We start from the raw sequence: 11,169 nt of genomic DNA on the forward strand, positions 1-11,169 counted from the left end.
CCCGCCGAGCCGGGCGTGCGTCGCCTCGGCGCTCGCGGTCAGCGCCGACACCGTCAGCATCGCGCCCTTGGGGGTGCCGGTGGTGCCCGACGTGGACAGCACCGCGGCCACCGAGTCGCCGACGGGTTGGCCGGCGCGCATCGCGGTGGCCAGCAGGTCCGCCTGCGCGGGGTCGCCTGCGGGCACCGGAAGGATGCTGGCGCGGCCGGCGAGGACGTCGCGGATCACCGGCAGCGGGTCCGCGACGCCGAACTCGACCGCGCGCAGGACGGCTATCGGTCCTCCTCCGGGTCGTCGCGCGGGTCGTCGAGCGGCCAGCCCTGGGTGGCCAGCCTCGCCCGGACCCGCTCGATGTCGTCGGGGGACGGCAGTTCGTCGGTGATGTGGGTGATCAGCACCCCGATGTCGACGCGGTCGATGTCCGGTTCTTCGCGGGTGACGAGCTCGGCGACGACGGCTCGCACCTCGTCGTCGGTGAGCCGGCGGCGCAGCAGCGCCAACAGCGGAACGCGGTCGGGCCCCGGCACCCCCTCCGGATAACCGGCCACGATCCACGCCACGATCCTGGCGAGAAATCTGGTCACGAGCTCACTCCCATTCGGGCGCGAATCCACCCCTTCGGCACCCCGATGTTAGCCGCGGCGGCGTGTCGGGGTTCGCTGTGCGCGGGCCCCGGCGAACGGCTGACCCCCAGAAGGTGAACATCAGATGAACACGGCCGCCCGAGGGCGGAAAACGCCACGTCGCGGCCGCTACGCAAGTTGGCCGAAATTAGTCAGATCCGCTGGCCGGGCAGCAGAATCAACCTCATGAGCGCAGAGCTTGTCATCTTGGTGCTGTTGATAGCCACCGCGCTGGCGTTCGACTTCACCAACGGGTTCCACGACACCGGGAACGCGATGGCGACCTCCATCGCGACCGGCGCGCTCAAGCCCAAGACGGCCGTGATCCTGGCCGGCGTCCTGAACCTGGTCGGGGCCTTCCTGTCCGTCGAGGTCGCCGTCACGGTCACCACCTCGGTGCTGAAGATCCAGGACGGCGACACCGGTCAGCTGATCCCGTCGATCGACGCGTCGACCGGTTTGACGATCATCTTCGCCGGCCTGATCGGCGGAATCCTGTGGAACCTGCTGACCTGGCTGTTCGGCATCCCGTCGAGTTCCTCGCACGCGCTGTTCGGCGGTCTGATCGGCGCGGGCCTGGCCGCGGTCGGGCTGGCCGGCGTCAACTGGTCCGGGGTGACGGCGAAGGTGCTGATCCCGGCCGTCGCCGCGCCGGTGATCGCGTGCCTGGTGGCCTGCTGCGGGACCTGGCTGGTCTACCGGATCACCCGCAACGTGGCCAAGAAGCGGCGTGAGCAGGGCTTCCGCTGGGGCCAGATCGCGACCGCGTCCCTGGTCGCGCTGTCGCACGGCACCAACGACGCGCAGAAGACGATGGGTGTCATCGCGCTGGCGCTGATCACCACCGGCCACCTGACCGGTGACGTCAAGGAGCAGGGGCTGCCGTTCTGGATCATCGCGTCGTGCGCGTTGGCGATCGGGCTGGGCACCTACCTGGGCGGCTGGCGCGTCATCCGCACCCTCGGCAAGGGTCTCGTCGAGATCGAGTCGCCGCAGGGTCTGGCGGCCGAGGCGTCGTCGGCGGCGATCATCCTGAGCTCTTCCGCTGCGGGCATGGCGCTGTCCACGACGCACGTGGCCACCGGTTCGATCTTGGGCAGCGGTGTCGGCAAGACGGGGGCCGAAGTTCGCTGGGCGGTGGCCGGCCGGATGGCGGTGGCGTGGCTGATCACTCTGCCCGCCGCCGGTCTGGTCGGCGCGCTGTCGTTCTGGCTGTCCTACGGCGTCGAATCGCTGACCGGGTCGTCGCTGGCCGGCGACGGCCTGATCTTCGTCCTCCTGTGCGGGCTGTCGTTCTACCTGTGGTGGCGCGCCCAGCACCAGAAGGTGGACCGGCACAACGTCAACGCCGACTGGGACGACTCGACCAACTCGGTGATTCCCGCCGAACTGCGTGCGCAGACCCCCGATACCAAGCCCGCCGCCCCGGGGAAGGAACGGACCCTGACATGACCTACCTGGAGAGCATCCTCAAAGTGCTCGGCATCGGGTTGCTGCTCGGCGCCGGGTTGCCTGCCGTGTTCGCCCTCGGTCTGGTGGCGTTCTCGCGCGGCGACGGCTCCGACGGGTCCGACGGCACCGCCGCGGCGGCGCCCAACCACGCGCTGAAGTTCCTCGGGGTGACGCTGTTCGTGTTCGTCGCGGCGGTGATCGTGACCGCGGTGCTGTGGATCACCCGGGGCACGTTCATCCACCACACCGGCGTGGACCTGTTTCCGTTCCTGCCCGGAAAGTGAGCTGAGAGGTTATGGCCGAGAGCGCGTTCAACAACATCCTGGGTTGGCTGCATCAGGGCTACCCGCAGGGCGTTCCGCAGCATGACTACTTCGCGCTGCTGGCGCTGCTGGCCCGCACGCTGACCGAGGACGAGGTGGTCCGCGTCGCGCAGATCGTGCTCAAGGGCACCGACTCCGACACGGTGACGCCCCAGGAGATCCGTGCGGCGATCCATGTGGTCACCGCCAAGGAACCCAACCGCGAAGAGGTGAACCAGGTCGCGGCCCGGCTGGCGTCGGTCGGCTGGCCGCTGGCGGCGCCGACGGGCTAGGTGGGCTTTCAGTCGCGGGTGTCGCGGCGCAGCGGGTGGTCCTCGGGCACCTCGACGAAGATCAGCGTGACGCCGTCGGGGTCGGTGACGTGCATCTCCAGCAGCCCCCACGGTTCGCGCCGCGCCTCGCGCGCGATCGGCACCCCGCGTTCGCGCAGCTGATCCTGGGCCGCGGCCAGGTCACGCACCTGCAGCCATAGCGCGCCCGGGAACGGCGGCGAGCCCTCGGCCGGGGCGCCGTGGCCGGCGAGTTCGATCAGCGACTGTCCCGCGTAGAACACGGTGCCGCCGGCGTACTCCCTGGCGATCGCCAGCCCGATGCCGTCGCGGTAGAACGCCACCGACCGCGCATGGTCGGCTGGGCGGAACAACATGCGGCTGGCCAGGATCTCCATGCAGCGTGTCTACCACGACCGTCAGCTGATACGGCGCCCCGCGCCTGCCCAGTATGGTTCGCGCAGTGCGCGTTTGAGCAGCTTCCCGCTCGGGTTGCGGGGCAGCGCGTCGACGAAGTCCACACTCTTGGGCAGTTTGAACCCGGCCAGCCGGTCCCGTGCGAACGCGATCAGCTCTGCTTCGGTGGGCGCGGCGCCCCGGGCGACGACGCGGGCGACGACGATGGCCTTGACCGCCTCGCCCCACCGGCGGTCCGGCACCCCGATGACCGCGACGTCGGCGACCGCGGGATGGGTCATCAGCACGTTCTCCACCTCGGCGGGGTACACGTTCTCCCCGCCGGAGACGATCATGTCCTTGATCCGGTCGTGCAGATAGAGGTAGCCGTCCGCGTCGACGAACCCCGCGTCGCCGGTTCTGAGCCAGCCGTCGGCGGTCAGCGTGGCCGCCGACGCGTCGGGGTTGTTCCAGTAGCCGAGCATGTTCTGCGGCGACCGGGTCCACACCTCGCCGACGGTGCCGGGCGCGGCGTCAGCGCCGTCGTCGCCGACCACCCGCAGCTGCACCCACGGATAGGGTTTGCCGCACGAGCGCAGCAGCTCCGGCAGGTGGTCGGGGCCGTCGAGTTGGGTGATCGAGCCGGTGGTCTCGGTCATGCCGTACACCTGCGCGAAGACCCCGCCGAACCGGTCGATGCCGCGGATCAGCACGTCGTCGCTGATCGGGGATGCGCCGTAGACGATCACCCGGAGCGCGGACAGGTCGACGTGCTCGATGCCGTCGGCGTCGAGCAGGAACTGGATCACCGCGGGCACCAGCAGCATGTTGGTGACGCGATGGCGGGCCAGCGCGTCGAGGATGGCGCCGGGGTCGACGTCGCGCAGCACGACGGTGGTCGCACCCTGCCAGAGCCCGGCGAACGCCCATCCGGAGCCGGCCATGTGGAACAGCGGCATCACCGCCAGGCTGACGGCGTCGGCATCCAGCTGCCAGTGCCCGGCCACCCCGCCGGTCTTGCAGACGTAGTTGGTGTTGCTGAGCATCACGCCTTTGGGCAGGCCGGTGGTGCCCGAGGTGTACATCAGGAAGACCAGGTCGTCGGGTCCGGTGACGACGCCGGGGTCGACGGGCGGATGCGCGAGGATCCATTCGTCGAACGACGGCCAGCGGGGGTGATCGCCGATCACCACGATCTCGGCGCCGAGGGCGGCCTCTAGGTCGGTTTCGATGGCTTCCAACTGGGGGACGAACTCCTGGCCGACGATCACCAGCCGAGCCCCGGAGTCGGCGATCACGTGGTGCATCTCCGGTGCGGCCAGCCGCCAGTTCACCGGCACCCCGACCGCCCCGATCTTGGCCAGACCGAAAGCGGCGTCGAAGAATTCGATCCCGTTCTTCTCGACGAAGGCGACCCGGTCACCGAACCCGAGGCCGGCCGCGGCGAACGCCTGCGCGGCCCGGCTGGACCGGTCGTCGAGCTCGCCGTAGGTGATCGTGGTGTCCTCGGCCACCAGTGCCGGTGCGTCAGGCCGGTGCCGGCCGTGGCCGCGGACGATGTCGGCGAGGTTGTGGAACAACGCTTTTCAGTTCCTGGGTTGCATGCGCTGGCGCTTCATCACGGTGTCCACCGCGGCCGGGGCGATGCTGTTGATCGCGTGCGCGGTGACCGCGATGCGGGGCGCGATGCTCACCGGGCGGTGCCGCGCGGCGGTGACGACCCAGCCGGCCGCCTCCTCGGCGGACAGTCCGGGCAGCCCGTCGTAGGCGCGGGTCGGGGCGATCATCGGCGTCTTCACCAGCGGGTAGAACAGCGTGGTCGCATGCACGCCGCGGTCGGACCACTCGGTTTCGATGATCCGGCTGATCGAGCTCAGTGCGGCCTTCGACGCGTTGTACACCCCGAACAGCGGCGGGGATTCGGTCTTCACGCCCCAGGTGGACACGTTGATGATGTGGCCGTCGCCGCGCTCGAGCATGCCGGGGGCGAGCCCGCGGATCAGCCGCAGCGGCCCGTAGTAGTTCAGCGTCATGGTGCGTTCGACGTCGTGCCAGCGGTCCAGCGACTCCTCGAGCGGCCGACGGATCGAGCGGCCCGCGTTGTTGACCAGGATGTCGATGCCGCCGAGTTCGCTCTCCACGGTGGCGACGAGTGCGTCGATCGCGTCGAGGTCGGACAGGTCGCACACGTGTGCGCGGGCCTGCCCGCCGGCGTCGGTGATGCGTGCGACGAGGTCGTCGAGCAGTTCCTGCCTGCGCGCCACGGCGACGACGACAGCGCCGCGGCGGGCCAGTTTCTCCGCGGCGGCCTCGCCGATGCCCGACGACGCCCCGGTCAGCAGAACCCGTTTGCCCCGCAGTTCGACGGTCTCGCGGGTGGGCCGGTTCAGCAGCGTCGGCAGGATCGGGGGTCGCATGCCGGTCAGCACCACCTGCTCGGCCAGCCGCCGGAACGGATTCCTGCTACTCACAATCTGCGAGTCTATTTCCACCGCCGAAATCGCATTCCACGCGGTGCCTGGCCGGGTTCGGTCGCATGGAATGCGGTTTCGGCGGCTCGGGGTCAGGTGAGCAGTTTCTCGCTGAGCTCCCACAGCTTCTCGGCCGATTCGGGATCGACGGCGTAGCCGGTGACGCCTCGGGTGAGCTGCGACGTGCCGGCGTCGATGTCCATGACGGTCGGTGTCGCGTCGGGCTCCAGCGGCGCGATGTCGACGTCGACGAGATAGACGCCGCCGATGTCGGCCAGCAGCGGGCTGGTCGCGGCGAACACCTGGGTGGCGGCGCCCTGCTGTGGGGTTTTCATGTCGCGGCTGGGGTCGATGATCGGCTGGTCGTTGTCGTCGACCAAGCCCATCGCCAGCCGTTCCTCGAAGCCCCACATGGGTGCCAGGTTCGTGGTCACGATCCCACCCGGATGGAGTGAGTAGCCGCGGATGCCGTCGCCGCTGAATCGGCGGTCGAGCTCGACGGCGAACAGCACGTTGGCGGTCTTGGACTGTCCGTAGGCGGTCATGCCGTCGTATTCGGTCTCGAAATGTGGATCATTCCAACGGATGTCGGAGAGGTGGTGGCCCCAGGACGACACCTCGACGACGCGCGCACCGCCGGCGGCGCGCAGGGCGGGCAGCAGGCCGTTGGTCAGCTGGAAGTGGCCGAGATGGTTGGTCGCGAACTGGGCTTCGTAGCCGCGGGCGTCGCGGACCAGGTCGCCGCCCATGATGCCGGCGTTGTTGATCAGCATGTGTAACGGGGTGGCGCCGAAGCCGGCCACGAACCGGTCGACCGACGCCGGATCCATCAGGTCGAGCTGCGCGACTCGGACGCGGTCGATGCCGGCCAGGGCCGCCGAGGCCGTCGCGGGATTACGGCTGGCGACCACGACGTTGGCACCGGCGTCGGCCAGGGCCCGGGTGGTTTCGAGGCCGAGGCCGGTGTGGCCGGCCGTGACGACGGCGGTGCGTCCGGTCAGGTCGATGCCGGCGAGCACGTCGTCGGCGGTGGAGGCGGCGGTGAAGCCGGAACCGAGGGGGTGTTGTTTGTGGGTCATGGATTCACTGTGCGCCCACCGCACCGTACTTTGAATAGTTGAAAGTTCGGAAAACATGCGTGATAGTACGAATGTGATTCGTGATCAGCTCTCGGAAGTCTTCGACCTCGTTGAGGTCCGCGGGCTCCTCACCGGCGGGCTGTCGGTGCGCGGAGACTGGCACGCCACCTTCGACCTGGAGCACCCGCTGAAGATGGTCGCGGTGGTCTGCGGGCGTCTGCGGCTGAGCGCCGACGGGTGTACCCCCATCGAGTTGGGGCCCGGCGATGTCGCGATCCTCAACCACCTCACGCAGATGACCGTCGAGGGCGGGCCCGGTCTCGGCCTTCCGTCGACGCTCGACATCGAGGCCGCCGAACGGGCGTTCGCGCGCGGCGATGTCGGTTGCGGCGACGCGGACGTGATCCTCGGCGGCCACGTCGACGTGAACCCGATCGGCGAAGCCCTGCTCTCGCAGGCGCTGCCGCCGGTCAGCCACGTGCGCGCGTCGGCCGAGGAAGCGTCGAACCTGCACGCGATCCTCAACAGGGTTCTCGACGAGGTGACCGGCAATCGGGTCGGGTCCGCGTTCGCCGTGCAGCAGCAGGGTCAGCTCCTGCTGCTGGAGGTGCTGCGCGCGTTCATCGCCCAGGCCGACGAACTTCCGCCGGGCTGGTTACGCCTGCTCGCCGACGAGCGTCTGCGGCCCGCCGTCGCGGCGATCCACGATGAGCCCGGAAAGCCTTGGCGTCTTGAGGAACTCGCACGTGCCGCGGCGATGTCGCGCACGTCGTTCGCCGAACGCTTCCGATCGGTGGCCGGTGTGCCGCCGCTGACCTACCTGAACACCTGGCGGATGCAGCTGGCCCGGCACGCGCTGCGCGACAGTGACACTCGGGTCGGGCCGTTGGCATTCCGGCTCGGGTACACCTCGGAGAGCGCCTTCAGCAATGCGTTCAAGCGGCAGGTCGGGATGTCGCCGCTGCGCTACCGTGCCGCCCACGCGATCTCGGTGTAGTTGGTCCGGTTCACGATGACCGACAACACCGGATCCACCTAGAAGTAGCGGGGGAACGGCGACCAGTCGGGGTCGCGCTTCTCCAGGAACGCGTCGCGGCCCTCGACGGCCTCGTCGGTCATGTAGGCCAGCCGGGTGGCCTCGCCGGCGAACAGCTGCTGGCCGACCAGGCCGTCCTCGGGCAGGTTGAACGCGTACTTCAGCATCCGGATCGCCTGCGGCGATTTACCGTTGATCTCCGAAGCCCATTGCAGCGCAACATTTTCCAGTTCGGCATGGTCGACGACCTCGTTGACCGCGCCCATCGCGTGCATCTGTTCGGCGGTGTAGGGCCGGCCCAGGAAGAAGATCTCGCGGGCGAACTTCTGCCCGGTCTGGCTCGCCAGATACGCCGACCCGTAGCCGGCGTCGAAGGACCCGACGTCGGCGTCGGTCTGCTTGAACCGGGCGTGTTCGCGCGAGGCCAGCGTCAGGTCACACACCACGTGCAGCGAGTGCCCGCCGCCGGCGGCCCAGCCGTTGACCAGACAGATCACCGGCTTGGGCATGAAGCGGATCAGCCGCTGAACCTCCAGGATGTGCAGCCGCCCTGCCCGTGCCGGGTCCACGGTCTCGGCGGTGTCGCCGGAGGCGTACTGGTATCCGCTGCGGCCGCGGATGCGCTGGTCGCCGCCGGAGCAGAACGCCCAGCCGCCGTCCTTGGGCGACGGACCGTTGCCGGTCAGCAGTACCACGCCGACGTCCGAGGACATCCGGGCGTGGTCGAGGACGCGGTAGAGCTCGTCGACGGTGTGCGGCCGGAATGCGTTGCGCACCTCCGGGCGGTCGAAGGCCACCCGCACCGTCGGCTTGCGTTCGCCGTCGGCGACGTGGCGGTGGTAGGTGATGTCGGTCAGGTCCTCGAAGCCGGCCACCGGCTCCCACAGGCTGGCGTCGAAGGGGTTGCTCGCAGCGTCGGTCACGAGGTCACACGCTATCGAAGCGGAATACCGGGCAACGCCCGGCCAGCGCCTCGAACTCCTCGGGGTGCGGTCCCGTCACCAGGCCGGCGTTCTTCATGAAATCGACGCCGGTGGGCACCAGCACCGGGAACTGCCGCAACAGCGGGCGGGCCTGGTCCTCGGGCAGCTCGACCATCCGCACCCGCTCGCGCGATCTGCCGCGCAGCAACTCCGCGGTGGGGTTGGACTGCAGATTACGCACCCAGTCCGATCCGGGCAGTCCACCCACCACGTAGCGGCGGCCGTCGACCTCGAACGGGGTGATCGGCGTCGAGCGGGGCTTGCCGGTCTTGCGGCCGGTCACGGTCAGCACAACAGGCCCGTTCTTGAGCAGGCCGGTCCTGTTGATCGCGATCATCGCCTTGTTCACGTACTTGAGCCACCACGGCGGCCTGATGCGGTCGCTGTTCGCCATGCTCCGAAACTACAACTGGATGCCGTTGGCCCGCAGTGCGGCGATCAGCCCGTCTTTGCGTTCGCGGGTGGGGAGCGGGTCGACGAGCGCGAAGCCGCATCCCAGCGCGCGAGCGCCGCCGTCGGCTTCGTCGCTGTCACCGACCATCAGCGCCCGCTCGGCCGGTACGCCCACGCGCTCCAGCGCCGTCTGGAAGATCGCCGGGTCCGGTTTGACGGCGCCGACCTCGAACGACAGTACGAACTCGTCGACGTGGCCGGTCGCCCCGATCGCGTCGAACGCGGGTCGCACGTCGAATGCGATGTTGGACACCACCGCGGTCCTGATGCCGCGCCGGTGCAGTCCCGCCAACACCGTCGCGGTGTCGGGGTAGGGCGTCCAGCACGCCGGATCGATCACCCGGCCGTAGAGCGATTCAGCGTGATGACGGGCCAGCCCGGATTCGCGCAGCACGTGCAGATAGGCCTCGCGGTGCAGGTGAGGGGCCAGATCCCGGTTCAACCACGCCTCTAGCGCCTCGGGCGTCATCGACACCGACCGGCCCGTCGGCGCGGTGAGCCGGCGCATCAGCTCGGCCTGCACATGCCCGTCGACTTCCCGGTTGTCTTCGGTGTCGAGCTCCATCCCGGCGAACCAGGTCTCGTCCTCTTCGAGCCGGAACAGTGTGCCGGAGTAGTCGAACAGCACCGCTTGAAGATCAGCCACCCCACCATCGTGCCAGGTGTGAAAGTTTCGTTCATTGGCTAAACAGGGCCATGATTTCGTCCGACGGACTGCCCACGCCCATCGTCGTGGTGGTGCCCGCGCACAACGAGGCGGCCTCGCTGCCGCGTTGTCTCCACGGGGTGACGACTGCGGCGCTGTGCGTGGCGAACCCGGTCACCACGGTCGTGGTCCTCGACTCATGTGACGACGGCAGCGACGCACTGGCCGGTGAGTTCGGTCCGGACGTGCATTTCGTCGCGGTCGAGGCGGGCAACGTCGGCGCCGCGCGGGCCGCCGGCTTCCAGTACGCCCGCACCGCGCTTCACGCGGTGTCGGCCGACGCGTGGTACGCGACCACTGACGCCGACAGCGTCGTCGACGCTGACTGGCTGGTCCGGATGACCGACCCCGGATCCCTCGGCGACGCGGACATGGTGCTCGGTGTGGTGCACGTGCCGGTATGGCGGCATTTCTCCCCGGCCGTCGCACGCCGCTACCTGCGCGGCTACCGCGGCAAGTGGTCAGGCGGCCGTGGGCACCGGCACATCCACGGCGCCAACATGGGGTTCCGCGCGTCGGCCTACTGGACCGTCGGCGGCTTCCGTGCGCTGCCGACCGGCGAGGACGTGGAACTGGTCGAGCGGTTCGAGGCAGCGGGGATGACGGTGCACTGGGACCGGCGCCTGTCGGTGGCGACCTCGGACCGGAAGGACGGCCGCGCCCCGGGCGGGTTCGCAGAGCACCTCCGCGAGCTCGACGCCCCCGACGATCCGTATCCGACCGGTGTGAGCGCGTGAACGCCGGCCCGGTCCTCGACTGGCTGGCCGGAGGTGAACTGGATCTACCGCTGCCCGGTCACGGGCGCACCGGACAGCGCTGGGAGCGGCTTTGCGCTCTGGCCGAAATCGACCTGACCGCAGCCCGATTGGCCGAAGCGCACACCGATGCGGTGGCGATCCTGGCCGAACTCGGCGGGCCTGCGCCCGGCCCGGGCCAGCTGTGGGGGGTGTGGGCTGCCGAATCCAGCGAGGCGGTGCTGACCGTCGTCGCCGACGGCACCGCGGTGGCGCTGGAGGGCACCAAGCCGTGGTGCTCGGGGGCCGGGCTGTGTTCACATGCGCTGGTGACCGCGCAGCTGCCGTCGGGGGAGCGGGGCCTGTACGCGGTGAGTCTGGATGCGCACGGAGTGGAGGCGCTGCCGAGCCGGTGGAGTACGGCCGGGATGGCCGGATCTGACACGCGCTCAGTGCGATTCGAGTCCACTCCGGCGGTCCCGGTCGGCCGGCCGGGCGAGTACCTGAGCCGCCCGGGCTTCTGGCACGGCGCAATCGGGGTGGCGGCGTGCTGGCTCGGCGGGGCCCGCGCGGTGGCCGCCGCGCTGTACGGACGGCAACGCAGCGGCCGCGCCGACGCGCACACCGCAGCGCACCTCGGTGCC

Annotated in this window: 15 protein-coding genes; 6 read left to right on the forward strand and 9 right to left on the reverse strand. The window is 69.7% G+C overall.

Annotation, left to right across the window (positions count from 1 at the left end; genetic code table 11):
• Both MVA01S_RS25715 and MVA01S_RS25720 read right to left on the reverse strand, forming a co-directional pair.
• A partial coding sequence (locus tag MVA01S_RS25715) for an AMP-binding protein (RefSeq protein WP_159426351.1) occupies nucleotides 1–228 on the reverse strand: 228 nt, incomplete at its 3' end.
• A gap of 44 nt (nucleotides 229–272) precedes the next feature.
• Nucleotides 273–584, reverse strand: a complete 312-nt coding sequence (locus tag MVA01S_RS25720) for a DUF3349 domain-containing protein (protein ID WP_003932688.1) — start codon at nucleotides 582–584, stop codon at nucleotides 273–275.
• A gap of 225 nt (nucleotides 585–809) precedes the next feature.
• Here MVA01S_RS25720 and MVA01S_RS25725 point away from each other — a divergent pair, with 225 nt between their 5' ends.
• The 3 genes from MVA01S_RS25725 to MVA01S_RS25735 are packed head-to-tail and all read left to right on the forward strand — an operon-like array spanning nucleotide 810 to nucleotide 2,670.
• Nucleotides 810–2,075 (forward strand): inorganic phosphate transporter, encoded by a 1,266-nt coding sequence (locus MVA01S_RS25725; protein ID WP_003932687.1) that lies wholly within the window; start codon nucleotides 810–812, stop codon nucleotides 2,073–2,075.
• On the forward strand, nucleotides 2,072–2,359 hold the full coding sequence (locus tag MVA01S_RS25730) for a hypothetical protein (protein ID WP_003932686.1): 288 nt from the start codon (nucleotides 2,072–2,074) through the stop codon (nucleotides 2,357–2,359). Before MVA01S_RS25725 ends, MVA01S_RS25730 begins: the two co-directional genes overlap by 4 nt.
• 11 nt (nucleotides 2,360–2,370) lie before the next feature.
• Nucleotides 2,371–2,670, forward strand: a complete 300-nt coding sequence (locus MVA01S_RS25735) for a DUF3349 domain-containing protein (RefSeq protein ID WP_003932685.1) — start codon at nucleotides 2,371–2,373, stop codon at nucleotides 2,668–2,670.
• Between the two features lie 8 nt (nucleotides 2,671–2,678).
• Here MVA01S_RS25735 and MVA01S_RS25740 read toward each other — a convergent pair whose 3' ends face one another.
• The 4 genes from MVA01S_RS25740 to MVA01S_RS25755 form a co-directional block, all read right to left on the reverse strand.
• Entirely contained in the window at nucleotides 2,679–3,065 is a 387-nt protein-coding gene (locus MVA01S_RS25740; RefSeq protein WP_003932684.1) for a VOC family protein, read from the reverse strand.
• A 21-nt stretch (nucleotides 3,066–3,086) separates the two neighbouring features.
• Nucleotides 3,087–4,643, reverse strand: a complete 1,557-nt coding sequence (locus MVA01S_RS25745) for a long-chain-fatty-acid--CoA ligase (RefSeq protein WP_003932683.1) — start codon at nucleotides 4,641–4,643, stop codon at nucleotides 3,087–3,089.
• A gap of 6 nt (nucleotides 4,644–4,649) precedes the next feature.
• Entirely contained in the window at nucleotides 4,650–5,534 is an 885-nt protein-coding gene (locus tag MVA01S_RS25750) for an SDR family oxidoreductase (protein ID WP_003932682.1), read from the reverse strand.
• A 92-nt stretch (nucleotides 5,535–5,626) separates the two neighbouring features.
• Nucleotides 5,627–6,613 (reverse strand): SDR family NAD(P)-dependent oxidoreductase, encoded by a 987-nt coding sequence (locus MVA01S_RS25755; RefSeq protein WP_003932681.1) that lies wholly within the window; start codon nucleotides 6,611–6,613, stop codon nucleotides 5,627–5,629.
• 73 nt (nucleotides 6,614–6,686) lie between these two features.
• Here MVA01S_RS25755 and MVA01S_RS25760 point away from each other — a divergent pair, with 73 nt between their 5' ends.
• Entirely contained in the window at nucleotides 6,687–7,610 is a 924-nt protein-coding gene (locus tag MVA01S_RS25760; protein ID WP_003932680.1) for an AraC family transcriptional regulator, read from the forward strand.
• 38 nt (nucleotides 7,611–7,648) lie between these two features.
• Here MVA01S_RS25760 and MVA01S_RS25765 read toward each other — a convergent pair whose 3' ends face one another.
• Genes MVA01S_RS25765 through MVA01S_RS25775 form a run of 3 tightly spaced genes read right to left on the reverse strand, consistent with a single transcriptional unit; the run spans nucleotide 7,649 to nucleotide 9,731 of the window.
• Nucleotides 7,649–8,572: a 1,4-dihydroxy-2-naphthoyl-CoA synthase gene (locus MVA01S_RS25765; protein WP_003932679.1), complete on the reverse strand. Its 924-nt coding sequence runs from the start codon at nucleotides 8,570–8,572 to the stop codon at nucleotides 7,649–7,651.
• Nucleotides 8,573–8,576: 4 nt separating this feature from the next.
• Nucleotides 8,577–9,026, reverse strand: a complete 450-nt coding sequence (locus MVA01S_RS25770) for a nitroreductase family deazaflavin-dependent oxidoreductase (protein ID WP_003932678.1) — start codon at nucleotides 9,024–9,026, stop codon at nucleotides 8,577–8,579.
• Between the two features lie 9 nt (nucleotides 9,027–9,035).
• Nucleotides 9,036–9,731: an HAD family hydrolase gene (locus MVA01S_RS25775; RefSeq protein ID WP_040542660.1), complete on the reverse strand. Its 696-nt coding sequence runs from the start codon at nucleotides 9,729–9,731 to the stop codon at nucleotides 9,036–9,038.
• Nucleotides 9,732–9,781: 50 nt separating this feature from the next.
• Between MVA01S_RS25775 and MVA01S_RS25780 the strand changes: the two genes are divergently transcribed.
• Nucleotides 9,782–10,528, forward strand: coding sequence for a glycosyltransferase family 2 protein (locus MVA01S_RS25780; RefSeq protein WP_003932676.1), 747 nt, complete (start codon nucleotides 9,782–9,784; stop codon nucleotides 10,526–10,528).
• Nucleotides 10,525–11,169 (forward strand): acyl-CoA dehydrogenase family protein (locus MVA01S_RS25785; protein ID WP_060941744.1); only part of this gene is annotated, 645 nt, incomplete at its 3' end. The genes MVA01S_RS25780 and MVA01S_RS25785, both read left to right, overlap by 4 nt.

This window comes from Mycolicibacterium vaccae NBRC 14118 = CIP 105934 (assembly GCF_001552715.1).
Lineage (GTDB): Bacteria > Actinomycetota > Actinomycetes > Mycobacteriales > Mycobacteriaceae > Mycobacterium > Mycobacterium vaccae.